19 protein-coding genes and 1 tRNA gene are annotated in these 24,774 nt (G+C 65.6%); 17 read left to right on the plus strand and 3 right to left on the minus strand.

The window, feature by feature from the left end; translation table 11 throughout:
- The first annotated feature begins 163 nt into the window (after positions 1 to 163).
- Complete coding sequence (locus tag G6N09_RS12140) at positions 164 to 1,969, plus strand: alkaline phosphatase family protein (RefSeq protein WP_163752779.1); 1,806 nt, start codon at positions 164 to 166, stop codon at positions 1,967 to 1,969.
- 34 nt (positions 1,970 to 2,003) lie between these two features.
- Here G6N09_RS12140 and G6N09_RS12145 read toward each other — a convergent pair.
- Positions 2,004 to 2,079 (minus strand) — tRNA-Arg (locus G6N09_RS12145).
- Between the two features lie 54 nt (positions 2,080 to 2,133).
- Here G6N09_RS12145 and G6N09_RS12150 point away from each other — a divergent pair.
- From G6N09_RS12150 to G6N09_RS12185, 8 genes are all read left to right on the plus strand, one after another.
- Entirely contained in the window at positions 2,134 to 2,265 is a 132-nt protein-coding gene (locus G6N09_RS12150; protein WP_407662694.1) for a zinc-binding dehydrogenase, read from the plus strand.
- A 27-nt stretch (positions 2,266 to 2,292) separates the two neighbouring features.
- On the plus strand, positions 2,293 to 3,045 hold the full coding sequence (locus tag G6N09_RS12155; RefSeq protein WP_083026841.1) for an SDR family oxidoreductase: 753 nt from the start codon (positions 2,293 to 2,295) through the stop codon (positions 3,043 to 3,045).
- Positions 3,046 to 3,089: 44 nt separating this feature from the next.
- The gene (locus G6N09_RS12160; RefSeq protein ID WP_083026842.1) at positions 3,090 to 3,506 is read left to right on the plus strand and encodes a hypothetical protein; all 417 of its coding nucleotides are present in this window, start codon (positions 3,090 to 3,092) and stop codon (positions 3,504 to 3,506) included.
- A gap of 60 nt (positions 3,507 to 3,566) precedes the next feature.
- Entirely contained in the window at positions 3,567 to 5,243 is a 1,677-nt protein-coding gene (locus G6N09_RS12165) for a GMC oxidoreductase (protein ID WP_083026843.1), read from the plus strand.
- 26 nt (positions 5,244 to 5,269) lie between these two features.
- Positions 5,270 to 5,755 carry a MarR family winged helix-turn-helix transcriptional regulator gene (locus G6N09_RS12170; RefSeq protein ID WP_083026844.1) on the plus strand — a complete coding sequence of 162 codons (486 nt, stop codon included), beginning with the start codon at positions 5,270 to 5,272 and terminating at the stop codon, positions 5,753 to 5,755.
- Positions 5,755 to 7,104, plus strand: a complete 1,350-nt coding sequence (locus tag G6N09_RS12175; RefSeq protein WP_083026845.1) for a cryptochrome/photolyase family protein — start codon at positions 5,755 to 5,757, stop codon at positions 7,102 to 7,104. Before G6N09_RS12170 ends, G6N09_RS12175 begins: the two co-directional genes overlap by 1 nt.
- 110 nt (positions 7,105 to 7,214) lie before the next feature.
- Positions 7,215 to 7,856 carry an SOUL family heme-binding protein gene (locus tag G6N09_RS12180; protein WP_083026846.1) on the plus strand — a complete coding sequence of 214 codons (642 nt, stop codon included), beginning with the start codon at positions 7,215 to 7,217 and terminating at the stop codon, positions 7,854 to 7,856.
- 15 nt (positions 7,857 to 7,871) lie between these two features.
- Complete coding sequence (locus G6N09_RS12185; RefSeq protein WP_083026847.1) at positions 7,872 to 8,360, plus strand: TspO/MBR family protein; 489 nt, start codon at positions 7,872 to 7,874, stop codon at positions 8,358 to 8,360.
- Between the two features lie 3 nt (positions 8,361 to 8,363).
- Here G6N09_RS12185 and G6N09_RS12190 read toward each other — a convergent pair whose 3' ends face one another.
- Positions 8,364 to 9,725: a TIGR01777 family oxidoreductase gene (locus G6N09_RS12190; protein ID WP_083026848.1), complete on the minus strand. Its 1,362-nt coding sequence runs from the start codon at positions 9,723 to 9,725 to the stop codon at positions 8,364 to 8,366.
- A gap of 172 nt (positions 9,726 to 9,897) precedes the next feature.
- Between G6N09_RS12190 and G6N09_RS12195 the strand changes: the two genes are divergently transcribed.
- The 8 genes from G6N09_RS12195 (at position 9,898) to G6N09_RS12230 (ending at position 23,788) form a co-directional block, all read left to right on the plus strand.
- A complete protein-coding gene (locus G6N09_RS12195) occupies positions 9,898 to 11,466 on the plus strand; it encodes an SDR family oxidoreductase (RefSeq protein WP_234807061.1) in 1,569 nt (522 codons plus the stop codon).
- Entirely contained in the window at positions 11,463 to 11,909 is a 447-nt protein-coding gene (locus tag G6N09_RS12200; protein WP_083026849.1) for an SRPBCC family protein, read from the plus strand. The genes G6N09_RS12195 and G6N09_RS12200 overlap by 4 nt, the downstream gene beginning before the upstream one ends.
- 186 nt (positions 11,910 to 12,095) lie before the next feature.
- Positions 12,096 to 13,853, plus strand: coding sequence for an NAD(P)/FAD-dependent oxidoreductase (locus tag G6N09_RS12205; RefSeq protein WP_083026900.1), 1,758 nt, complete (start codon positions 12,096 to 12,098; stop codon positions 13,851 to 13,853).
- 40 nt (positions 13,854 to 13,893) lie between these two features.
- The gene (locus tag G6N09_RS12210; RefSeq protein WP_083026850.1) at positions 13,894 to 19,467 is read left to right on the plus strand and encodes a type I polyketide synthase; all 5,574 of its coding nucleotides are present in this window, start codon (positions 13,894 to 13,896) and stop codon (positions 19,465 to 19,467) included.
- The gene (locus tag G6N09_RS12215; protein ID WP_083026851.1) at positions 19,464 to 20,318 is read left to right on the plus strand and encodes an ABC transporter ATP-binding protein; all 855 of its coding nucleotides are present in this window, start codon (positions 19,464 to 19,466) and stop codon (positions 20,316 to 20,318) included. Before G6N09_RS12210 ends, G6N09_RS12215 begins: the two co-directional genes overlap by 4 nt.
- Entirely contained in the window at positions 20,318 to 21,169 is an 852-nt protein-coding gene (locus tag G6N09_RS12220; protein ID WP_308214845.1) for an ABC transporter permease, read from the plus strand. The genes G6N09_RS12215 and G6N09_RS12220 overlap by 1 nt, the downstream gene beginning before the upstream one ends.
- 2 nt (positions 21,170 to 21,171) lie before the next feature.
- Complete coding sequence (locus tag G6N09_RS12225) at positions 21,172 to 22,605, plus strand: cation:proton antiporter (protein ID WP_083026852.1); 1,434 nt, start codon at positions 21,172 to 21,174, stop codon at positions 22,603 to 22,605.
- Positions 22,586 to 23,788, plus strand: a complete 1,203-nt coding sequence (locus tag G6N09_RS12230) for a PE-PPE domain-containing protein (protein ID WP_234807063.1) — start codon at positions 22,586 to 22,588, stop codon at positions 23,786 to 23,788. Before G6N09_RS12225 ends, G6N09_RS12230 begins: the two co-directional genes overlap by 20 nt.
- Here the strand turns inward: G6N09_RS12230 and G6N09_RS12235 are convergent.
- Positions 23,778 to 24,677, minus strand: coding sequence for a DUF1295 domain-containing protein (locus G6N09_RS12235; protein ID WP_083026853.1), 900 nt, complete (start codon positions 24,675 to 24,677; stop codon positions 23,778 to 23,780). The two genes, G6N09_RS12230 and G6N09_RS12235, sit on opposite strands and share 11 nt — an antisense overlap.
- Positions 24,678 to 24,774 lie beyond the last annotated feature (97 nt).

Consider the following 24,774-nt stretch of genomic DNA (forward strand, 5'->3'; position numbering starts at 1 on the left):
GCAGATCGTGCAAAAGCCCTGCCGGAGTGCTGTGCATTGAGCCTCTTCGGCCGCCCGACGGCTTCGCCGCTTGGTAATTTGAGCCGCTTTATCGCCGATGCTTGCAGAGGGTTAAGCCATGACTTTTCGACGTCTCAGGATGCAAGACCCAAGTACGCGCAGGATGATGGCAGACCACGGTCGGCGTGCGGTTGGGCTGACAGGCGCGGTCGGCGCCACGTTGGCTGCGGGCCTCGGGCTGGCGTGCACACCCGAAGCTCATGCCGATGAGTTCGACGTCGTCATCGACCAGATCTTCACTTCGATCACCGGTTTCTTGACGCAGGAGTCGGTCAGCGGCGCGTTGGGTCCGCAGCTGGATACCGAACTCGTCGGCTGGCTGGGCAGCTTCGATCCGGTTGCCCCGCTCAGCGCTGACACGCAACTGATGAGTCAGAACTTGCTGGTCAATCCCGGATTCGAGACAGCCGATCCATCCGGCTCGGGCTACAGCGGGGTGACCATACCGGGCTGGACCGAGACTGGCACACCGACCGTGATCGGCTATGGCACCCCGGTCGGTTATCCATCCCCGGTGTCCTTTCCCTTGCCGACCGTGTCGGGATTGTTCGGCTTTCCGCAGACTCCTCCGCCGGGCGGTGGCGACAACTTCGCCGGCGGCGGACCGGTGGGCACGTCCACCATCAGCCAAACCGTCGATCTCGCCGGCGCGGCCGGAACGCCGTATGCGCTCAGTGCGGATCTCGGTGGCCAAACGTGGAACCCGTCCTATGCCTCAGTGCAGGTCAGCTTCCTCGACGCCAACGGCGACGTGGTGGGCACCGGTGCGCTCAATCCCGTCACAGTGTGGGATCGCTGGGGTTTCACCGGGTTTGAGGACAGGGAGATCACCGGGACAGTCCCCGACGGCGCCATCTCGGCGACGGTGACCACAACCTTCACCGACGAAAACAAGTACCTCGGGGACTACAACGGCGCCTACGCCGACAACGAGTCGTTCACCGTCGGCGATCCAGCCCTTACCGCCGCACCTCTGGTCGCACCCACGTCCGACGTCGGCCAGCTCGACCACGTGTTCGTGATCTACATGGAGAACAAGGGTGCCGCCGACATCGTCGGCAGCCCCAACGCGCCGTACATGAACAGCCTGATCAACACCTACGGTTATGACGACAACTACTACGCGCTGGGCCACCCCAGCGACCCGAATTACTTCCGGATCCTGGGCGGCTCGGACTTCGGGATCGACTACAACACCGGCCTGAACACCATCGACGCGCCGAACCTCATGCAGGAGATGGATCAGGCGGGTGTCACCTGGGCCGGCTACGCGCAGAGCATGCCGTCGGCGGGCGACCTGACGGCGTCGGGTGACTACTCTCCCGACCAATTGCCCTTTGGCGATTTCAGCTACGTCTACGGCAACACTCCCGACTACCTGCAGGAGCACCTGCTACCGCTGACGCAGTTGTCCACCGACCTCAATGACCCGAGCAAGTTCCCCGGATTCACCTGGATCGCCGCCAACGAGGACAACAACGGGGAAGGCCCGGTCGACTCGCTTAGTGGCGTTCTCCAGTTCATTGCGACCCAGCTCGGAGACCATCAGTACAACGTCGCGGCCGCCGACCAGTTCGTCCAGCAGGAGGTCTCCACTATCGAGGGCTCGAAGACCTGGACTGACCCGAACGAGAAGGACGCGATCATCATCGTCACGGACGAGGACAACAACAACCTCTCACTGGGCTTCGGTAACCAAGGCAATAACGTTCCGATGATCGTCATCCCGAGTGCGGGCGCCGTGACCTTTGGGGGAATGCAGTCCGGCAACTTCGCCACCGACGCCTACTACAACGAGTACAGCCTGATGGCCACCATTGAAGACGCCTTGCGGGCTTCGCCGGGAACCCTGGCCCCGCTGACCGACAACGACACGTACGCCCAGCCGATGAACGCGTTCTGGAAGTGATGGTCGCGCTCCGGCAGCTAATACATTAATCACGTGGTGCCCCCGGCAGGATTCGAACCTGCGACACCGGCTTTAGGAGAGCCGTGCTCTATCCCCTGAGCTACGGGGGCGGGAGAACCCGCGGGGCCGTTTCATGGTAGTCGCCGATCCGTCGGCGGCGGCAGCTGGGCTGGCGGCGTTCTGGTCGGCTCGAGGCCGCGCCATCGCGGGTCTTCGCCTTCGATCAGATCCGGGAAGCGCATCGGGTCATGGAATCCGGCGAGGCCGAGGGCAAAATGGTGGTCCTGGTCGACTGAGGTCTCGGAAAATGCGAGGGTGCACTCATGAGAATCGCGGTTGCCGGTGGCACGGGAAAGACTGGCCGCCACGTCGTCGAGCATCTGCGCGGCCAAGGACATGATCCGGTGATACTCGCCCGTGCGCACGGGGTGGACCTGCTGGAGAACATCGGTCTGGACGCCGCACTCGAAGGCGTCGACACCATCATCGACGTCGCCGACTTCGCCACCATGAACGCCAAGAAGGCCCGGGCTTCCTTCGGCACCGCCACAGCGAATCTGCTGGCCGCCGCGCAGCGCAACGGCATCCGCCACCACATCGCGTTGTCGATCGTGGGCAGCGACCGTGTGCACTCCGGCTACTACCAAGGAAAGCAGCACCAAGAGGAAGTGATCCGGGCCGGCAACGTCCCGTGGACGATCCTGCGCGCCACCCAGTTTCACGAGTTCGTCGACCAGATCCTGGGACAGGTGCCCGGCCCGATCGCGGTGATCCCGACCATGCGCACGCAGCCGATCGCCGTCAGTGAGGTCGCCGCCCATCTGTGCACCCTCGCCGTGGGCGAGCCCCAGCAGATGGCGCCCGAACTCGCGGGCCCCCAGGTGGAGTCGATGGTCGACATGGCCCGCCAATTGCTGCGCCGGCTCCGGCAGCGCCGGCCGGTGATCCCCCTGCGACTGCCCGGCGCGGTCGGAAAGGGCATGGCCGGGGGTGCGCTGCTGCCGACGCACCCGGGGCCCCGTGGCCAGCAGACGTTCGCCGAATGGCTGGATGCCCACGTTCCGGCCGTTCGGTGATCGGTGTGTCGTCACACAATCGCCCGCTGCGTCGTCAAGGGGGCATGAACCTCACTGTGCATCGCGTGTGTCTGACCGTGTTGACGATCTTCGGGCTCAGCCTGGGGCTGTGGGCGTATTTCGCCCCGCTGCACTGGTACACCACCTTCCCCGGAATGGGCATGACCTGGCTGCCGGTACTGGGCCCCTACAACGAACACCTCGTCAAGGATGTCGGCGGCATGTTCTCGGCGTTAGGGGTGCTCAGCGCGCTGGCCTTGTACTACCTGCGCAACCGCGCCGTCGTCGTCATCACCGCGGTCAGCTGGTCGATCTTTAACCTGTCGCACCTGATCTACCACCTCGGCATGCTGCACATGTACGGACCGCGGGACGCAGTGCTCAACGCCGTGGGGCTGAGTCTGCTGCTGGTGGTGTCGCTTGTGCTGCTTGTGCCTCCGCGCGGGCCCGCAGGGGGATAGATTTCCGGTGACGTGGTGCACCACCGCACCCCGCTCCGGGCGACAGCACCGAGGACCCGCATGACAAATGACTACGACGTCGTGGTGATCGGCTCCGGCTTCGGGGGCAGCGTGTCCGCCCTGCGATTGACCGAGAAGGGTTACCGGGTCGGTGTCCTGGACATGGGGCGCCGTTGGCAACCCACCGATTTCCCGCCCAACAACTGGCATGTCCGCAAGGCCATGTGGGCCCCGAAACTGGGGTGCTTCGGCCCGCAGCGGCTGACGATACTGGGCAAGACGTTCATCGCCAGCGCGGTCGGGGTCGGCGGCGGTTCGCTGATCTATGGCAACACCCTGTACGAGCCATTGGAGCGATTCTTCGACGATCCGCAGTGGGCACACATCACCGACTGGCGAGATGAGCTCGCGCCGTACTACGACCAGGCCCGACGAATGCTGGGAGTGACACCCACCCCGCACACCACTCCGGCCGACGAGGTCTTGCTGGCGGTGGCCCGAGATCTCGGGGTCGAAGACACCTATCACCCCACCAACGTCGGCGTCTTCTTCGGCGACGAGCCCGGCAAGACCGTCGCCGATCCATTCTTCGGCGGGGCGGGGCCGCACCGCACCGGATGCATCGGCTGCGCGCAGTGCTTTACCGGCTGCCCGCACGGCGCCAAGAACACCACCGAGACCAACTACCTGTACCTGGCCGAGCGCGCCGGCGCCCAGATCCATCCGATGACCATGGTCACCGATGTGCGCCCGAATGGCGACGGATATGTCGTCAGCACGGTGCGCACCGGCCGATGGGTGCGCAAACGCCGGCAGGACTTCACCGCCGGCCAGGTGGTGTTCGCCGCGGCATCGCTGGGCACCCAGCGACTGCTGCACAAGCTGCGCGACACCGGTTCGCTGCCGCACCTTTCGGACCGTCTGGGCGAGCTGACTCGCACCAACTCCGAAGAAGTGCCCGTGGTGTTCGCGCCCGATCGTGATGATTTCGCCCAGGGTGTGGCGATCACCTCCTCGATCCACCCGGAGGCCAACACCCACATCGAGGTGTGCCGCTACGGCAAGGGCTCGAACCTCTTGTCGATGATGGGCACCCATCTGATCGACGGGGGGCCGTGGCGATTCGCGCGGCTCATGCTGACCATCGCACGGCACCCGGCGATGATGCTGCGCAGTATGTTTCCGCGCAACGCCTCGGCGCACTCGATCATCATTCTGGTGATGCAGTCACTGGACAACTCGCTGACCACGTATCGCAAACGGGGCCTGTTCGGCACCCGAATGACCGCCAAGCAGGGTGTGGGCGAACCCAATCCGGACTGGATCCCGACGGCCCACGATGTTGCCCGCCGGATGGCCGACAAGGTCGGTGGGATCGCCGGAGGTACCTACCTCGACGCGCTCAACATCCCCCTGACGGCACACTTCATCGGCGGCTGCCCCATCGGAGACTCCGCGCAGTCCGGCGTCATCGATCCCTATCAGCGGGCCTACGGACACCCCGGCCTGCATGTCGTCGACGGGTCGGCGATCACCGCCAATCTCGGCGTGAACCCCTCGTTCACCATCACGGCCCAGGCCGAACGCGCGATGGCGTTGTGGCCCAACAACGGGGAGCCGGACTCCCGCCCGCCATTGGGGGAGCCCTACCGGCGTATCGCGCCGGTTCGGCCGGTGCGCCCGGCCGTGCCCGAGAGTGCCCCGGGTGCGCTGCGTCTGCCGCTGTCGCCGGGCTGATCGCAGCGATATCGTTGTCAACCGTCATGAAACCGGATGAGGACGCTGTTGCGCGAGAGGCGCTGGAGTCGCTGATCTCCGCTGATATGCGTGAGCTGGCCGCCGAATCCGAACAGATCGGACAGCGGTTCGCCGGTTCCAACCACGTTCGACAGACCGACTTCCGCGCCCTGCTGCACATCATGGTCGCCGAGACAGCCGGAACCCCAATCGGTCCCAGTGAGCTGCGTCAACGCATGGGGCTGTCGGGTGCGGCCATCACCTACCTGGTCGATCGACTCATTCAGTCCGGCCATGTGCGGCGCGAAGCTCACGCTTCGGATCGACGCAAGGTCGCATTGCGCTACTCCGAACTCGGCTTGGACACCGCACGAGCGTTTTTCACCCCGTTGCAAGGTCACACGCAGCGGGCGCTCGCGGAGTTCTCCGACGCCGACCTGCAAACGACCCACCGGGTCCTGGCTGCCGTCATCTCGGCGATGCGACAGTTCGATTCCGACCTGGAGAAGTAGTGCCGGTCCTGCTGTGGTACCGCCGCGACCTGCGAGTCGAGGACTTGCCGTCCCTGGCGGCCGCGCTCGACGAAGGCCCTGAGGTGTTGGCCTGCTTCGTGCTGGACCCGCAGCTGGAGACCTCGGCTGGGCAGCGTCGACTGCAGTATCTGGGTCAGTCGCTGCGGCGGCTGAGCGACGACCTCGACGGCCGGCTGCTGATCACCCGTGGACGTCCGCAGGAGCGGATCCCGCAGATCGCGGCCGCGATCGGCGCGTCGGCGGTACACGTCTCAGAGGATTTCGCCCCCTTCGGCCGCCGGCGTGACGAGCGGGTGCGTGCCACGCTCGGCGATATACCGCTGGTGGCCACCGGCTCGCCGTACCTGGCCTCTCCGGGGCGCGTCGTCAAAGACGACGGGACTCCCTATCGGGTCTTCACCCCGTTCTTTCGGCGGTGGCGTGAGCACGGTTGGCGGCGACCGGCGAACTCACGGCCCGACTCGGCACACCTGATCGACCCGAGTGAGCTGCCCCGCGAGTCCGCTCACCCGGTGGACATCCCCGACTTCGGTGGTCGACTCGCGTTCCCGGCCGGGGAAGCGGCGGCGCTCGAGCACTGGCGGGGGTTCGTCAGCAGCGGGCTGGAGCGCTACGAGCAGGACCGCGACCGCCCCGACCTCGATTGCACAAGCCGCATGTCGGTCTACCTGAAATTCGGCAACATTCATCCGCGCACCATGGCCGCCGACCTCGACCTGAAGAAGTCGGGTGCCGCGGCGTATCTGCGGCAGCTGGCCTTTCGGGATTTCTATGCCGCGGTGCTGCACTTCTGGCCCCGCAGTGCCTGGCACAACTGGAACCAGGAGTTCGACGCCATCGAGACCGACACCGATGCCCAGGCGCGACGTCAGTTCGAGCGTTGGAAGGCCGGGGAGACCGGTTTTCCGATCGTGGACGCAGGCATGCGGGAACTGCGCGAAACGGGTTTCATGCACAACCGGGTGCGCATGATCGCGGCATCGTTCCTCGTCAAAGATCTGCATCTGCCGTGGCAGTGGGGTGCCCGCTGGTTCATGGACCAACTGCTCGATGGCGACGTGGCCAACAACCAACACGGCTGGCAGTGGTGTGCGGGCTGCGGCACCGACGCGGCGCCCTACTTCCGAGTCTTCAACCCGACGTTGCAGGGCGCCAAGTTCGACCCCGAAGGCTGCTATGTGCGTCGCTGGGTTCCCGAACTGGCCGATGTCCCCGACGCACATCTGCAGCGGGCTGCACCGCCGCCGGGCTATCCCCAGCCCATGGTGGACCACGGACGCGAGCGCGCCGAGGCGCTGCGCCGGTACCAGCACCTTAGTGATTCATAAAATGAATGATTCATTTATTGAATAGATGTGTGGCGTCGGCGTACAGTCGGTGGTCTACCGACACCACCGGGAGTGGCCATGATCAGTAACGGCACGAGTGCGGGGCGAGCATGAGCGGAATACTCTCGGCGGCGACTGCCGCCCTTCAGGGTGTCGGATCGGTGGTCGGCGTCCGCAACGGAACCGACGAGCCTCCCTTCACAGTGGAGCAGCGAACCCGCGATGTGGAGACTCGCCGCTATGCCGAACGTGTGGCGGCGGAGACCGTTGTCACCGGTGATGAGGAGAGCGCCCGTAGCGCGGGCTTTCGGCGCCTGGCCGGCTATATCTTCGGCGGCAATCACTCGCGTACCAAGATTGCGATGACCGCTCCCGTCGCCCAGGACCCCGCCGCTCCGGCGGGGGAGAAGATCTCCATGACGGCGCCGGTCGCCCAGCAATCCGGCGCTGCAGGCCAATGGGTGATTCGTTTCTTCATGCCGACCGGTATCGGCCTGGAATCGCTGCCGGAGCCCGACAATGCCACCGTGCGACTGGTGCGGGTGCCCGCGGAAACTGTCGCGGTGCACACCTTCTCCGGAGATCGTGGCCGTCGTGCAATAGAAACGCACACCGCGACGCTGCTCAACGCCCTCAAAGACCTGCATTGCGAGCCGGTCGGGGTGCCGCAGGCGTGGTTCTACGATCCGCCATGGACCCTTCCGATGTTTCGCCGCAACGAGATTGCGGTAGCTATCACCCAGAACGATTGACCAACAAGGAGTCACGTGCGCATCTCAACCCTGCTCGGTACCGGCGCCGCCGTCACCGCTGCCGCCGCCACGGGAACCATCGCTACCACCCCCGCAGTCCAATCTGACTGGTACGAAAATCTGGTCAAGCCCGCATATCAGCCACCGCGCCAAGCCTTTCCGATAGTGTGGCCTGCGCTCTACGCCGACATCGCCGCGGTCTCGGCGGCCACCATCGATGAACTCAGCGACCGCGGGGAAGTCGCGCAGCGCCGCAACTACATCGCCGCTCTGCTGGTCAACCTCGTCCTCAACGCGGGCTGGTCGTGGCTGTTCTTCAACCGCCGCCGCCTCGGCCCGGCCACCGCGGTCAGCGTGGCGCTGGCGACCAGCAGTGCCGACCTGGCGCGCCGGGCCGTCGCCGTTCGAGGTGTTCGGGCGGTGCCCCTGGTGCTGTATCCACTGTGGGTCACCTTTGCCACCGTGCTGTGCGGACACATCGCGGTACTCAATCGCCGCCGGTGAGACTCACTGCGGACCCGTACGCCCCAACAGGTGGCGCAGCAGGGGCTCAAGGTCGGGCATGCGGAAGGGATGACCAGCGTCGGTGAGGCGGCCGGGCAGCGCGCGCTGACTGGCACACGCGAGTTCACGAGCCCCCTGTGCGCCGAGCAACAGTCGAGGGCCCAGGCCCGGCACCGGCAGTGCGGTCGGCCGATGGAGCACGCGACCGAGGGCCTTGGTGTAGTCGACGTTGCGCGACGGGTTCGGTGCGACCGCGTTCACCGGTCCGCTCAGGTCGGTGTCCCACAGCGCCCGGTGATAGATGTCGATCAGGTCATCGATGCCGATCCACGGCAGCCACTGCCGGCCGCTGCCCAGTCGGCCACCGAGCCCCGCCGCGAACAACGGCCGCATCAGGCGCAACGTCCCGCCGCGCGGGGACTGCACGATTCCTGTGCGCACCCGCACCACGCGGGTCCCGGACTGTTCTGCCGGCGTGAGCGCGTCCTCCCAGTCGGCCACGACGTCGGCCAGAAAACCGTCACCGCGTTCGGCGTCTTCGGTCAGTACGTCGTCACCGCGGTCATACCCGTAGTAGCCCACTGCCGAGGCGCAGATCAGCACGCGCGGTCCCGCGGGCGTGCCGGCGACCAGCTCGGCGAGTCTGCGGGTGGGCCCGCTTCTGCTGTCACGGATCTGGCGGCGGTGCTCGGCGGTGAATCGGCCGGCGATCGACGCGCCGGCCAGATGGATCACGGCGTCTATGTCGGTCAGCAGATCAGGGTCGGGATTGTCGGGATTCCATCGCCGCTCATCAGGATTGCCGGCAGTGTGGCGCACCAGGCGAATCACTCGGTGCCCGCCCGTGCTCAGGAACGCCGCCAAAGCCGAACCGACCAGCCCGCTCGCCCCGCTGATCGCCACGGTCTGCGGTGTCAGGCCTGCCTGCTGAGCGCGCCGATGCGCTGCGATGTCATCGGCGAGTTGGCGATGCCGGTAGACGAACATGGGCCGCAGCAGCGCCCCAGGGATGGGGGTGTCGACGTGGTCGATCACCCGCGTCCGCCCGTCGCCCAGATCCTCGAACTCGTGCGTGTGTGTCCAACTGAGCGTGGCCCGGGTGGGAAGTGATGCCAGGCCGTGACCGCCGAGCGCGTCGACGAATCGCGCCGGCGGGTCGTAGCCGTCGGGCTGGTGTTCGGCGACCCACCGGAGGCCACCGGGAAGGGCCAGTACGGCCGTCCCGTCGCGCAGTGAGTCGGCCTCGCTGACCAGGTTCATCGGCTGCCACGGCGGACTCAGCCGCGTGAACGCGCCCGGCCTCTCATGCCATGCGAAGACCTCCGCGCGCGGCGCGGACACTGTGCTGGAGAAATCCACACTCATGACTCGACGCTACTGGGAGAATCCGGTTTTGCCATCAGTGTTGGCGAGCCTCCTGGCAAACCCGACCACGTCGCCCGCAGCTCCGAATCACTACCATGACGCAGCAAGCGACAAGACAGACAGGGTCTGTTGCGCTCACCAAGCGCGGCAGATCCGTAGCCGAGTAGGCCTCGTGACCGAGCCGGAGCGCGCAGACCAGCCGTTGAACGTGTTGGTAACCGGGGCAACCGGCTACATCGGGGGCCGCCTCGCCCCCCGCCTGGTCGAAGCCGGCTACCGGGTCCGGGCGTTGGCCCGTAACCCGAACAAGATCAGCGACGTCCCGTGGGCGGCGGCCGTCGATGTGGTTCGCGGCGACCTCACCGACCCGGACTCTCTGGCCGAAGCCTGCCGCGACATCGACGTCATCTATTACCTGGTGCACTCGATGGGAAACCCGGGGGAATTCATCGAGTCGGAGCGTCAGTGCGCGCTGAATCTCGCTGCCGCGGCCCGGCGCGCCGGGGTGGGCCGGATCGTCTACCTCGGTGGCCTGCATGCGGAATCGGAACGATTGTCGACGCATCAACGATCGCGCAGCCAGGTCGGAGAAATCTTGCTGAACTGCAATGTGCCGACCGTGGTCCTGCAGGCCGGGGTGGTGATCGGTTCCGGCTCGGCGTCCTTCGAGATGATTCGGCACCTGACCAATCGCCTGCCGGTGATGACCACGCCGCGCTGGGTCAACAACCGCATCCAGCCCATTGCGATCCGTGACGTTCTCTATTACCTGCTCGCCGCGGCGACCATGCCGCTGCCGCGCAGTCGCTCCTATGACATCGGTGGTCCCGATATCCTGCGCTACGGCGAGATGATGCAGATCTATGCCCAGGTCGCCGGGCTGGCCCGCCGCAGAATCCTTGTTCTCCCGGTCCTCACACCGAAACTCGCCGGACTCTGGATCGGCCTAGTGACCCCGGTACCGCCCCGGATTGGCCGCGCCCTCATCGAATCCTTGAGCACCGACGCGGTCGCTTCCGAACAGGACATCGATGCGCTTGTCGCGCCGCCACCCGGCGGTAAGACCCGATATCGAGACGCCGTCGCGCTCGCTCTACACCGCATCGACAGCGGTGCTGTGGAAACCACCTGGGCAGACGCTTCGGGGACCGGCGCCCCCGCTGACGCGCTGCCGTCCGATCCCAGCTGGGCCGGGGAACTCGTCTACACCGACGACCGCAGCGTTGACTGCAACGCCACTGTCGAGCAGGTGTGGCAGGTCGTCGAAGGTGTGGGCGGCGAGAACGGCTGGTACTCCTTCCCGCTCGCCTGGACCATCCGGGGTTGGCTGGACCGACTCACCGGCGGCGTCGGGCTGGCGCGGGGCCGCCGTGACCCCCATGCCCTCCACACGGGTGACGCCCTCGACTTCTGGCGAGTCGAACGAATAGAACGGCCGCATTTGTTGCGGCTCCGTGCCGAGATGCGCACCCCCGGCGGTGCCTGGCTCGAATGGCGGCTTGAGCCGTGCGGCGCAAACACCACAAGATTGCATCAGCGTGCGATCTTCTTCCCCAAAGGCCTTGCCGGGCAATTGTATTGGTATTCGCTGATGCCGTTTCACGGCATCGTATTCACCGGCATGGTCAACAACATCGCCGTGGCAGCCGGCCGCGTACCGCGAAGTCCGGGCGCGGTGACGGTTGGTGCATCGATCACTACCCGTCGAACCCCGGACGGCTCGCCCAAGGAGCACTCATGATCACCATGCAGCGCGAGGTGAGCAGTGACGTCGCGCCGGATGTGGCGTTTGGATTCTTGGCCGACTTCACCACCACGCAGCAGTGGGACCCGGGGACCATCACGACGGTGCGCGTCTCGGGCGATGGCGGGGTGGGAACTCACTACGAGAACACCTCCCGGTTCGCCGGACGGGTGAGCACGATCGACTACGTGGTCACCGCGCTGCGGCCAGGCCGGTCGATCGACCTGCGCGGAGAGAACGCCTCCGTCATCGTCTGCGACACCATCACGGTCACCGCGCGGCAGTCCGGCTGCGTGATCACCTATCGGGTGCGCTTCGCCTTTCAGGGCTGGTTGAAGTGGATCGAGCCCTTGCTGCGCCCAGCCGTGACCCGGTTGCTCGACGACGGCGTCCGCGGACTTCGGAAGGAGCTGCGGCGCCTCGGTAACCAGGAGTGCTGACCGGCCCCAGGGGATCGGTGAGGGCAAGGTTGCGGAACTGGCCCAAAGTTGGTTGTCACGCAAACCCGACCGCCGGCGGTGCAGCTCCGAATAACTCCTATGTGTGACGTACCGAACTCCGTGGCGCCCGCTCCTGCCGACGAATCCCCGGCCCGGTGTCTGGGTAGGTGAGGCGTGGACGCCCGCATGGAGGCCGCCGGCCTGAGTCAGCAGACGCGCGAGGCTCTCGCCCGGCGCATCCGTGCCCGCCTCGCAGTGGCCGAACATCACAAGGCCGACCACGATGTGGCCATCGTCGGTGATGGAGTCGCTGCGCTCGCGCTGGCACTGGAGATCCGCCGGGCTCGTCCGGCGACCCGGATCCTGGTCGTCGGTCCCACGTCGCACCCGGTAGCGGAGATCACCCATACGGTGGGCGAGTCCACCGTGGAGGTGTCGGCGCACTACCTGCGCGAGTGCCTCGGACTGGGCGATCACCTCGCATCACAGCACATCCGCAAGATGGGGCTGCGGATGTTCTTCTCGCACCGCGATAACGACGACATCACCAGGCGCATGGAACTGGGAAGTTCCTCCTTCGCGCCACAGGTGACCTACCAGATCGATCGCGGCAGGCTGGAGAACGAGCTGGCGCGACGCGTCGATGCGGCGGGTGTTCAGTTTGCCTGCGGGCGGGTCCGCTCTGTCGAGCTCGGTGGTCCAGAGGGTCTGCACGTCGTCACGGTCCAAGACGGGGAAGCGTTGACCCGGAGCACCACTCGCTGGGTGATCGACGCCTCGGGGCGCAACCGGGTGCTGCCACGACAGCTGGACCTCCAGGAGGTCAACGCACATGACTGCAACGCAGCCTGGTTTCGGGTTGCGACGGAGATCGACGTGGGGCGCTGGAGCGAAGACCCGGCGTGGCAGGCCCGGCTGCGTGAAGGCGACCGAGCGATGTCGACCAACCACCTGATGGGCGACGGCTACTGGGTCTGGCTGATCCGGCTCCCGTCCGGTGCCACCAGTGTCGGCATCGTCGCCGACCCGGCGTTTCAGCCGTTCGACGGCTTCAACACCGTGGATAAGGCCAGGGCATGGCTGCGCGAACACGAGCCTCAGCTCGCCGATGTGCTGGCCGAGCACGAAGACAAGATCTTGGACTTCCGGGTCATGAAGAAATACAGCCATGGCGCGGTGAAAGTCTTCGACGGTGAACACCGGTGGTGTCTCACCGGCGACGCGGGAATCTTCCTGGATCCGCTGTACTCCTCCGGCTTGGATCTGGTCGCCATCGGCAACGGGCTGATCACCGACATGGTCAGCCGCGACCTGAACGGTGAGGACGTGGTCGCTCGCGCACAGATCAGCGACACCGTGTTCCGATCACTGAGCCAGATGTGGCTCGTCATCTACCAGGGGCAATACGCGTTGATGGGCGCGCCGGCGGTGATGGCCACCAAGATCGTCTGGGATATCGCGTTCTACTGGGGATTCATCGGTCTGCTCTACATCAATGGCCGCTTCGTCGGCATCGCCGACGACCCGACGTTCGTTCCGCACTTAGACGGCCTGATAGCACTCAGCAACCGGGTTCAGCGGTTCTTCCAAGAATGGGCGGCCCTGGACGACGGTGCCCCGTCGGTGCCCTTTGTCGACCTCTACGCGCCGCTGAACTTCATGGTGGCGCTGCATGTCTCGATGATGGAACCCAGTCGGGACTTCACCGAACAGTTCGACGCCAATGCAGCACTGCTGCGCCGACTTGCCGGGCAACTCGCCGAGACCGTCATCGTGGAGAAGTCCTTGGACTTCGACGACGACAACGTCATGAGGCAGGTCCAGGAGTGGCAACAGGATCCGTTGCTGCGGGAGCTGCGGTCGGCGTACCGGCGCGGCCAAGAAGGCGATCCTCTCAGCGCGGGCTGGATCGTGACGACGTCGCCCAAACTTCAACCGACCTGATCGGGCGAAGGGTCAGCCGAGTGCCGAGCGAGAACGGGAGATGAGCTTGCCAGACGATGACGACCGCCGTGAACCGTTGGCCATCGTGGGAGTGGGGTGTCGATTCCCCGGCGGGGCCGATTCCGCCGAGAGCTTCTGGCGCCTCTTGCGGGGCGGGGTCGACGCGACGTCTGAGGTGCCCGAATCGCGCTGGAACGCCGATCGCTACCACGATCCCAACCCGGCCAAAGTCGGGAAGGTCGTCACGCGGCGAGGCGGGTTTCTTGACGGGATAGATCAGTTCGATGCGCAGTTCTTCGGAATGTCCCCGCGTGAGGCGCACGCGTTGGATCCGCAGCAGCGACTTCTCCTGCAGGCCACCTGGGAGTCCCTGGAAGACGCCGGGATTCCCGCAGATGACCTGGCCGGCGGCGATGTCGGTGTGTTCGTCGGCGGCTTCACCTTGGACTATCAGCTCCTCCAGAATCAGGGGCAGGCGAGCCGCTACCGATTCAAAGCGCATTCGGCGACCGGGATGATGATGACGATGCTGTCCAATCGCATCTCGTACGCCTTCGACTTTCGCGGACCGAGCATGTCGATCGACACCGCGTGCTCCAGTTCGCTTGTGGCGGTGCACCTTGCAGCGAACAGCATCAGGAACGGCGAGTGTGAGGTCGCGCTGGCCGGTGGCGTCAACGTCATGATCGGCCCCAACACCGCGATTGCCGAGTCCAAGAGCGGATTCCTGAGTCCGGAGGGCCGATCCAAAGCCTTCGACGACGCCGCCGACGGCTACGCGCGGGGCGAAGGAGCCGGCATCGTCGTCCTCAAACGGCTGGCGGACGCGCAGCGTGACGGCGACGAGATCTACGCGCAGATCCTAGGCACCGCCGTGTCGCAGGACGGCCACACCGACGGCATCACGGTGCCCCGCGGCGAAGCGCAAGAAGTTGCCATCAGAACTGCTCTCTACCGGGCCGGAGTCCGGCCCGAGCAGATCGGATATGTGGAAGCGCACGGCACTGGCACCCCCGTCGGTGATCCCATCGAGATGCGGGCACTGGCGGCCGCCCTGACCGCCGAACGCCCGGCGTCGAGCCCGCTGCTGATCGGCTCGGTGAAGACCAACATCGGCCACCTGGAGGCCGGCGCGGGGATCGCCGGACTTATCAAAGCGGCGCTGGTGGTCAAGCACGGTTTCATCCCGCCCCATCTGCACCTGCGAACGCCCACCCGGCACGTCTCCACGGCCGATCTGAAGATCGAGATTCCCACTGGCGGTCGGGCGTTCCCGGACTGCTCAAGGCGCGTCGTAGGCGTCAACTCATTCGGATTCGGGGGGACCAACGCGCACGTGGTCCTTGCCGAGCCGCCGGCGGTGGTCGAAACTCCCCGCGAGGCGGACCGCTCCTCGGCGCCGCTGACCATCGTGGCGATCTCTGCCCGCAGTGAGGACGCCCTGGTGGAGGTGGCGGGCCGATTGGCCGACCATCTGGTGGCCCACCCCCACATCGCGTTGCCCGATCTCGCCTACACCCTCGGCAGGCGTCGCACCCATCAGACCTATCGCCACACCCTGATTGCGAGCAGTGCCGCCGAGGCCGGCGAACAACTGCGGGCGTTGGCTCAAGACAGCACGTTCACTGCCGGCCGTGGCGTCCAGGCGGCGCCCAAACTCGCCTTTGTGTGCAGCGGTATGGGGCCCCAGTGGTGGGGGATGTGCCGCGAACTGTTGGGGGTGTTTCCCGAATTCACCGCCAGCATTGAGCGCAGTGACCGGGAATTGGCCCGGTACACGGATTGGTCGTTGATCGAGGAACTTCGTCGCGACGAGACCGACACCCGCATGACCGAGACAGAGATCGCGCAGCCGGCCAACTTCGCCATCCAGGTGGCACTGGCCGAGCAGCTCGAACATTTCGGTCTCAGCCCCGATGCCGTCGTCGGCCACAGCGCCGGCGAGGTCGCGGCCCACTACCTCGCGGGACTACTCACCTTCGAACAAGCGGTCCATGTGATCTATCACCGCAGCCGCCTCCAGCAGCGGGTGAGCGGCACGGGGAGCATGCTCGCCGTCGGCCTGGATACCGACTCCCTACTGCGGACGCTCGACGAGGCAACGCGTGCGGAGTTCGCGGCACAGCGCGTCTCGGTGGCGGCGATCAACAGCCCGTTGGCGGTGACGCTCGCCGGCGACCGCGACGTCCTCGACGCCATCGCCCGGCAGTGCAACGATGCCGCCGTCTTCACGCGACAGCTCGCGGTCAAGGTGCCCTATCACTCCCATCACATGGACCCCATCCGAGACGAGTTGTTCAGCGCCTTCGACGGCCTGTCCTCCAAGGCCGCGGTGCGTCCGCTGTACTCAACCGTCACCGGCGAAGCGCTGGACCGCTACCACGCAGGTGCCGCCTACTGGTGGCAGAACACCCGAACCACCGTGCTATTCGAACCGGCGATCCGCCGGATGCTCGACGACGGCTACACGCACTTCGTGGAGCTGGGGCCCCATCCGGTGCTGGCACCGTCGATCTTGGAAACCGCAGGAAAGCAGAGTGTCTCGGTCCTGGCCAGCCAGCGGCGCGGCGACGACGCCGCCCGTCGCCTCCTGGAATGCGTTGGAGCACTGCACTGTCTGGGCCATGACATCGCTTGGGATGCCATGCATCCCAGCGATGAGCGGCGCCTTCTCAAACTGCCTTCCTATCCATGGCAGACCAAGAGATTCTGGACCGAGACCACCGAGGCCACCGAATCGCTGTTCTACCACCCGGTGCATCCGCTCTTGGGCCAGAAGATCAGCGCCATCCATCCGACGTGGGAAGCCGAGATGAGCACCGTCCTCACGCCGTTTCTCAACGACCACCGGGTCCAGGGCAGCGTCGTGCTGCCCGGCGCGGTGTATGTCGAGATGGCACGGGCGGTGGCCGCGGAGATCTACGACACGGCGTGCAGCGTGGACAACCTCGTGTTCCGGCGCGCGGTGATCCTGGACGACACCTGCGATCCCCTGCTCAGAACAACCCTGAACGAAGACGACGGCACGCTGGAGTTCGCCGCATTCACCGCGACAGCCAACGGCGACACCACGTGGACGATCACCGCCACCGCCGAACTCAACATCCTTCCCGCGGCGCCGCGCCAGGTGCCACCAGAGGCCGAGTCGACCAGCACCATTGATGGTGAGGAGTTCTACGCCCGTACCAAGGGATTCGGTCTCGAATACGGCGACGCCTTCCGGTCGGTCAGCAAGGTGGTCGCCGGCCAGGGCCGGGTAACGGCCGACTTGCGCACTCCTGCGGCCATCGTCGAGGACCTCGATCGCTACCGCTTTCATCCGGCACTGGTCGATGGCGTGTTTCAAGCGCTCTTCGGCGCGATGATGCTCGATCAGCCGCTCGGCCAAGGCCCCTATCTTCCGGCCCGCATCCGGCACTGCGCCCTCTACGGCGCACCGGCAGATCAGATGCAGGTCCACGTTCGGGTGGTTTCGGCGACCGAGGAGGAGATCGACAGCGACATCGACGTCACCGACGGCGCCGGAAACACGATCGCGGTGTTTCGCGGCCTTACCGTCCGGTCGCTGGAAGTCGCGTCCCAGCTGTCGCTCGAGCGCATCGACAGGGGCCTGCTTGAAGTCCGATGGTGCGCTGTGCCCCACGAAGCGGGGGAGCAGCACCGTGACAGCACCGGCGGGTCGTCGTGGCTCGTCTTCGCCGATGACTCCGGAGTGGGCGATGCCGTCGCGGACGACCTACGGCGGCGCGGGCACCGGGTCACCACGGTCGGACACGCCTGTGTCGATGCGCTGAGCAAGGTCGACGGGGGCTACCTGATCGATCCGGGAAGCCGCGAACAACTCGACGAACTCTTTGCGCACAGTGACGTCACCGACCTCACCGGCATCGTCGACTGCTGGCCTGTGGACCTCCGCCCGGTCGAGGACGAAAACCGCGGCGCGGGTAACGAAGTCGATGAAGCGAACCAGCAGCTTGGACTGCGCACCGTCCTTCGCGTCGTCCAGGCCCTGGCAGCGCGCCCGGAGATGAAGCCCCGTCTGCACCTGGTCACCGCCAACAGTCAGCCGGTGGGCGACACCGCGCTGACCGGGCTGGACCAAGCGCCCCTCTGGGGCCTGGGTCGCGTTATCGGCCACCAGGAGTTCGTGGAGAACTGGGGCGGGCTGATCGACATCGATGGTGCCGACGATCGTGGGCAGACCGCTGCGCGAATCTGTGATCACCTGCTGAACAACGAATCCGAGGACCAGATCGCGTTGCGGGGTGCGACCACGTACGTTCCGCGGCTTAGCCCGTGCACTGGCCTCGTGGCACCGTTTCCCATCAAGCTCAGTTCGGACGCGACCTATGCGGTCACCGGCGGTCTGGGTGCGCTCGGGCAGGTGGTGGCCCGCTACCTCGCCGAACGCGGAGCGCGGCATATCACGTTGTTGAGCCGGACTGCCCTGCCGCCGCGGGAGCACTGGGCCGCTGCAGCGGAAAGCGACCCCCACTTCACCACGGTACGAGCTATCGAGGAGCTCGAGCGGCTCGGTGCTGAAATCACTACCGCCAGCGTCGATATCACCGACGCCGCCAACATGTGCGCCTGGCGCGCCGAGCACCTGCGCAGGGGCGGCAGGCCCATCCGCGGAGTCGTGCACGCGGCAGGCGTGGTGGACGACCGGTTGCTGGTCAATATGGCAGAACGTGATTTCGCTGCGGTGCTGGCGCCCAAGATCACCGGCACGCGGGTGCTGCACGAAGCGCTGCGGGACGACGAACTGGACTTCTTCGTCATGTTCGGGTCCGCCGGGTCGGTCATCGCCTCCCCCGGACAGGGCAACTATGCCGCCGCCAACGCCTACCTGGACTCCTTCGCGCACTACCGGCGGCGCCAGGGACTGCCGGCACTGACCATCGGATGGGGGCCGTGGTCGGTGGGTATGGTCGACGAGCTGAACCTGGCGGGCGTCTACGCACAGCGCGGTATCGACCTGATCACACCGCGTGTCGGCGCGCGGATCCTCGATCGACTCCTGACGCAACGGGCCCCCAGCGTGGTCGCGATCACCGCGGACTGGAGTCGGGCCCGCCGAGTCGGATTCGGCGGGCGTCCGCCGCAGATGTTCGCCGATCTGGGCGTCGAGGAGCTCAGTCCCGACGGCGGCGACGCGCCGGCGTCGATTCTCACCGTCCTGGCCGGCACGCCAGAGTCAGATCGGATCGGGCTGATCGCAGCCACCGTTCGGCGGCTCGTCGCCGACGTCTTCGACTGTGGCGTCACCGACTTCGAGACCAACGACATGCTCGATGACATCGGCTTGGACTCGATGATGGCGATGGACTTCCGGGTCCGGATCAACGAGATGTTCTCGATAGATCTGCCCCTGCTCGAGATCCTGCGCGGGGTCAGTGTGAACTCGCTGGCCGACCGGGTGCTGGCCGAACTGCATGCCGTTCACGGCGATGTTCCCGCCGACGTCGTGGAGCCGCTGCCGGACCAGCAAGCGGCCGACGACGACGATGTCGACCGTGTTGTCGAGCAGCTCTCGGACGCCGAGCTGCGAGAGTTGCTGGCGGAGCTGGACGCCCACGGCAGTGGTCCGGGCCTGGACGGCGCTCCGCGATGAAAGCCGATCGCGACCTGGCGGTGCAGGTACGGAATCTCTGCAAGAGCTACGGGCGGGTGCAGGCCCTGCAAGGCCTGGATCTTGACATCGCCCGCGGGGAGATATTCGCCATCCTCGGGCCCAACGGTGCCGGCAAATCAACGACGATCGAGATCCTGGAGGGCCATCGGAAGCGCGATTCCGGGCAGGTCAGCGTCTTAGGGCAGGACCCCGGCTCCGCAGGACGATATTGGCGGGCCAGGATTGGGATCGTCTTGCAGGAGACCAGCGACTTCGGGATGCTGACCGTGCAGGAGACCGTCCAGATGTTCGCCAAATGTTATGGCACGGCACGAACTTCTGCCGATCTCCTTGACCTCGTCGGGCTCTCCCCGAGCGCGCGTGCGCGGGTGCGGACACTGTCCGGTGGACAGCGGCGCCGGCTGGACGTCGCGCTGGGGATCATCGGATATCCGGAACTGCTCTTCCTGGACGAGCCGACCACCGGCTTCGATCCGGAAGCGCGGCGCGCGTTCTGGGATCTGATCCGGCTGTTGGCCTCCGACGGCACGACCATCGTGCTGACCACTCACTACTTGGAAGAGGCTGCTGCCCTGGCAGATCGGGTCGCGGTGGTCTCAGGCGGACGGCTTGCCGCCCTGGATTCGCCCGCGCGCCTGACCGCGCACATCGCTTCGGGCGCGACCGTGACGTGGCTGGAGGGTGACTTACCCCAGGTTCATCAGACCGATCGCCCGACCGAGTTGATCAGACGCCTCTCTGCGGAGGGCAGGGAGCTGGCTCAACTAACTGTCACCCGTCCCACCCTCGAAGACGCTTATCTGAGCCTGATCGAAGGAGGCCTGAGGTGATCGAGTTCGTCGACGAGGAGCCCGATCTGCGTCGAGCCGGTACGCACGCCAGATCGGAACTTCCCTCGGCGTTGCGTATCGGCTTCTCGCGCGTCCTGCCCGAGTTGAAGATGTTCTACCGCCGCCCAGAACAGGTAGCGCTGACCTTCTCGATGCCCGCGGTGATCTGTCTTCTTCTGGGATCCATCTTCACCGCGCGGGTGCCCGGCGCCCAGACCACCACGGGTGCCGTGATCGCCGCCAGCATGTTCGCCTACGGAATCCTGTCGACGTCGTTCACCAATCTCGGAATCAGCATTGCGGCTGACCGGGAGACCGGTGCCCTGCGGCGACTGCGCGGTACGCCGGCAACGGCGTCGTCGTATTTCATCGGCAAGATCATGCTGGTCGCGATTGCGAGCTTCGCCGAGGCTGTGGTCCTGCTGGCGTTGGGGGTTCTGGTTTTTCACCTTCGCCTGCCCGCGGACTTGTTCGGATGGTTCACGCTGGGCTGGGTTTCGGTGCTGGGGATCGTCAGCTGTTCGCTGCTGGGCATCTTGGTCAGTAACTTCGCGAGCAACGCAGTGTCGGCCGCCGTCCTCACCAACGGCCCCGCGGTGGGCCTACAGTTCGTCTCGGGCACCTATGTGCCGCTGATGCTGATACCGACCTGGATGCTGGCGATCGGATCGCTGTTTCCTGTCAAGTGGATGGCCCAGGGATTTCGCTCGGTATTGCTACCGGAGGAGATGGCCGCCTTCGAACCGGCAGGAACCTGGGAACACTGGCGGATCTTCGAGGTCCTGACCGCCTGGAGTGTGGTCGGACTTCTGGCCTGCCTGCTGGTGTTCCGCTGGTCGGATCGGGGCTGAACGTGCCTTCCCTGCTGACGATCACCTACCACTTCTTCTTCCAGATCGTGGTCATCCTGCTCACCTACCGACTGCTGTGGCCCGTACTGCGACGCCTGGCCCAGGTACAGGTGGTGGCGATCATGGTGGCCGGATTCCTGCTCGGTCCTTCCGTTCTGGGGTGGATATGGCCGGCTGGGCAGCAATGGCTGTTCCCCACGAAGTTGACCCTCGGGTCGGAGACCTTCACCCACCCGAACCTGACGGTCATCTACGTCGTTGGGCAACTGGGCCTGGTGCTGTACATGTTTCTGGTGGGGGCTTCGTTCAAACTCGACATCCTCACCGCGCATTGGCGGCAGGCCGGCGTGACCTCAGCGGCCGGCATCGGTGTTCCCCTCGTGCTCGGGGGAGTCCTGGGTGCGTGGATGGTAAGCCGTGGCGGCTATTTCACCGACAATGTCGTGTCGTGGCAGGGTGCCCTGTTCGTCGCGGCCGCCGTGGCCATCACCGCCTTCCCCATGCTGGCCTGGATCGTCTACGACTCCGGGCTGCTCAACACGCGATTGGGCACGGTGTCGCTGTCGTGCGCTGCCTTCGACGACGCATGCTCATGGGTGCTGTTGGCGACCGTGGTGGCCACGGCGAAGGGAAGCCTCTTCGGTGCCGTGCTGGCCATCGGAGGCGGGCTGGCCTACCTGGTATTCATGATCTATGTCGGCCGGCCGTTGCTGGCGCGGCTGGAGACATGGTCGCCGCCGCGCGCCGACATTGAACGCACGGGCGGACTGCCGATTGCCCACACCAGCGTTGTTCTGCTGACCGTACTGGCGGCGAGCTGCTTCACCGATTTCGTCGGAATCTATTCGGTATTCGGCGCTTTCGTTGCCGGCGCCGTGATGCCGCGCGGCGAGCTGCTGACGCAGATCCGTCAGCACTTCGAACCCCTCACGGCGTACCTGCTGATCCCAGCCTTCTTCATCTACTCGGGACTGAACACCCAGCTCCGGCTGATACTGGACGGTCCGACGCTGCTGATGGCGATGATCGTGCTGGTGGTGTCTTTCACCGCCAAGTTCGGGGCAGTGGGACTGGCCGCCCGCTGGCAGGGAATGAGTCGGCTCGAAGCCGCGTCGATGGGTGCACTTGCCAATGCCCGTGGCTTGATGGAACTGATTCTCCTCAATATCGGTTTCGAAGCCGGCCTGATCTCCGGGAAGCTGTATACGATTCTGGCGCTCATGACGATCGTCACGACACTGGTGGCCACCCCCTTGCAGCGACAATTCGAGCGCCGATTGTGGAAAACCGGCGCGCGGTTCGGCGCCGACGGCGAGGAGCCCTACGGTAATGATCACCCGCGTAACGGGCATGCGGCGGCGCAACCCGCTGCGGCACGTTCAGAACAGACCCCACCACCGTCGAAAGGTAAGTCACATGCGCGCTTTCACGCCTAGTCACATCACCGCCGTTGTTGCCGCCACCGGTCTGACTGCCGGCGCGCTGGCGAACGTACCTGTCGCATCGGCGGCTTCGGTGGCGCCCATCGAGGTTGCGCTGACTGCCGGGGGATCGCTGGGTGACGGGACCGCTTTGATCATGGGTGGCACCAGCATTCCGCAGCCGAACCAGCTTTACCTGGATGCGGCCAACCAGCTCTATCTCGAGCCGCTCGGGTTCGGGGGCACCCTCCAGTCGTTGTTCACGCCCGAGAACATCAGCGCGACTTCGCAGGCGCGGGGTATGCAGATTCTCGATTCGACCATCCTGCAGAAGATCGCCAATGGCGACGTCAGCGCCGAGAACCCGCTGGTGGTGTTCGGCTATTCGCAGAGCGCGGCCATCTCCTCGGCGGTCATGCGGCAGCTGGCTGGGCAGGACGTTCCCAGCGATTTCGTGCGTTTCGTACTGATCGGCAATCCTGCCAATCCGGTCGGCGGAATGACGGTGGAGACCAGCGGTCTCTACCCGCAATACCTGGCCGACTACGTGGCCACCCCGAACAATCTCTATCGCGCTGACATCTACACCCATGAATACGACGGTGTCGCAGCGTTTCCGACGTATCCACTCAACCTACTGTCGGTCCTCAACGCCGCGATGGGCTTCATCTATTCGCACGGCACCTACTTGAGCCTGACTCCCGAACAGATCAGCAACGCCGTCCTGTTGCCCACCTCCGACAGCGACACGCTGGTCAACTACTACATGATCCCGTCCGAGAGCCTGCCGCTGCTCAACCCGTTGCGCTTGATCCCCATTGCCGGGCAACCCCTGTATGACCTGCTCGAACCCGTGACTCGTGTTCTGGTGAACCTCGGCTACGGCAACATCGAACACGGCTGGTCGCCCGCCGACGCCGATGTGGTCACCGGCCCCGGCCTGTTTCCGACCGACCTGAATTTCGGCGATGTGGTGACGGCTCTGGGTAACGGCCTGCAGCAGGGAATCAACGACTTCGTCGAGGCCCTCTTCGATCCGGCCACCTACCAGATCACGCCACTGCTGGACAACCCCTCGCTGACCGATCTTGAGGTGGCCGGCTACCTCTTCGGCTTCCTGCCTTCGCCGAACCCGACGGCGGCAGAGGCGCTGCAGGGAATCAGCGAGTTGTTCCAGGCCTTCAGCGCTATGACCTGAGGTGGTGGCCCGGACGCGGCGGGCGGGGCACCAGGCGCGGCACTCGGTCGATCACATCCTGGTATTCGGGCCTGCGCTGCAGGCTGCGCTCCTCCATCATCGGAATGCTGGCGCCCAGGAACATCGCGACGATCGCCAGCACACCGAAGAACATCCACCACGCCTGAGCCGGCGCGGCGGCAACCCCGAACAGCGCGCACGCAAACCAGAAGCTGATCTCACCGAAATAGTTGGGATGCCGCGACCAGCCCCATATCCCGCGATCCATCGCCATGCCTGGAGTCCGATCCCGGACGAACCGGTGTAGCTGCACGTCTGCCACCAGTTCCAGCAGCACCGCGGAAATGCCGATGGCAAACGCGATAACAGAAAGCCACGGCAGTCCCCGGTCCGGCCGTGTCACCGCAACGTAGACCGGCACCAGGCCGACGAACACCTGAAGGGTGGGTATCAGATGAATGGCGAACAGGTCCGCGACGAACTCCCAGCGGCCAGCGCGTTCGCGTAGCAGGGGATATCGCCAATCCTCATGGTGCATTCCGGGAAATCCCCACGCCCAGTTGGCGGTGAGCCGAACCGCCCACAGCCCCACCACCACAGCGATCAATACGCAACGCGTGGTATCGACGTGAGGAAGCGACTGAAACCACCAATACGCCACTAACAGGGGCGGAATGACGCTCCAATAGGCGTCGTAGAAGCTGGAGTTGCCGAAGCACCTACTGAAGACGAAGACCACCACGGTGGCCAACACATCAGCGATCAACGTATCCAGCCAGAGTCGCCCCGTGTCCGGCCCCCATCCCAGCCACGCGCCGGCGACGCCGAACGCGATGAGGTAGGCCACACCGATCAGCGACAGTGACGCCGTCTTGCCCGGCCTCACCATGTGGTCACGCGGCTTCGGTCTGTGTGTATCAGCGGATGCATCGACCTTCGTCTCCAACGGGGCGCTGGCCGAGGATGCCGGGCCAACACCGGGGTGA

It is taken from the genome of Mycolicibacter minnesotensis (genome assembly GCF_010731755.1).
Classification (GTDB): Bacteria; Actinomycetota; Actinomycetes; order Mycobacteriales; family Mycobacteriaceae; genus Mycobacterium; species Mycobacterium minnesotense.

What these genes read in the sequence shown, in the direction of transcription:
- G6N09_RS12235 (WP_083026853.1), bottom strand. Translation starts at nt 24,677, where the DNA reads ATGGTGAGGCCGGGCAAGACGGCGTCACTGTCGCTGATCGGTGTGGCC.
- G6N09_RS12140 (WP_163752779.1), top strand. Translation starts at nt 164, where the DNA reads ATGATGGCAGACCACGGTCGGCGTGCGGTTGGGCTGACAGGCGCGGTC.
- G6N09_RS12200 (WP_083026849.1), top strand. Translation starts at nt 11,463, where the DNA reads ATGATCACCATGCAGCGCGAGGTGAGCAGTGACGTCGCGCCGGATGTG.
- G6N09_RS12160 (WP_083026842.1), top strand. Translation starts at nt 3,090, where the DNA reads ATGAACCTCACTGTGCATCGCGTGTGTCTGACCGTGTTGACGATCTTC.
- G6N09_RS12190 (WP_083026848.1), bottom strand. Translation starts at nt 9,725, where the DNA reads ATGAGTGTGGATTTCTCCAGCACAGTGTCCGCGCCGCGCGCGGAGGTC.
- G6N09_RS12215 (WP_083026851.1), top strand. Translation starts at nt 19,464, where the DNA reads ATGAAAGCCGATCGCGACCTGGCGGTGCAGGTACGGAATCTCTGCAAG.
- G6N09_RS12155 (WP_083026841.1), top strand. Translation starts at nt 2,293, where the DNA reads ATGAGAATCGCGGTTGCCGGTGGCACGGGAAAGACTGGCCGCCACGTC.
- G6N09_RS12205 (WP_083026900.1), top strand. Translation starts at nt 12,096, where the DNA reads ATGGAGGCCGCCGGCCTGAGTCAGCAGACGCGCGAGGCTCTCGCCCGG.
- G6N09_RS12170 (WP_083026844.1), top strand. Translation starts at nt 5,270, where the DNA reads ATGAAACCGGATGAGGACGCTGTTGCGCGAGAGGCGCTGGAGTCGCTG.
- G6N09_RS12180 (WP_083026846.1), top strand. Translation starts at nt 7,215, where the DNA reads ATGAGCGGAATACTCTCGGCGGCGACTGCCGCCCTTCAGGGTGTCGGA.
- G6N09_RS12165 (WP_083026843.1), top strand. Translation starts at nt 3,567, where the DNA reads ATGACAAATGACTACGACGTCGTGGTGATCGGCTCCGGCTTCGGGGGC.
- G6N09_RS12210 (WP_083026850.1), top strand. Translation starts at nt 13,894, where the DNA reads ATGAGCTTGCCAGACGATGACGACCGCCGTGAACCGTTGGCCATCGTG.
- G6N09_RS12230 (WP_234807063.1), top strand. Translation starts at nt 22,586, where the DNA reads ATGCGCGCTTTCACGCCTAGTCACATCACCGCCGTTGTTGCCGCCACC.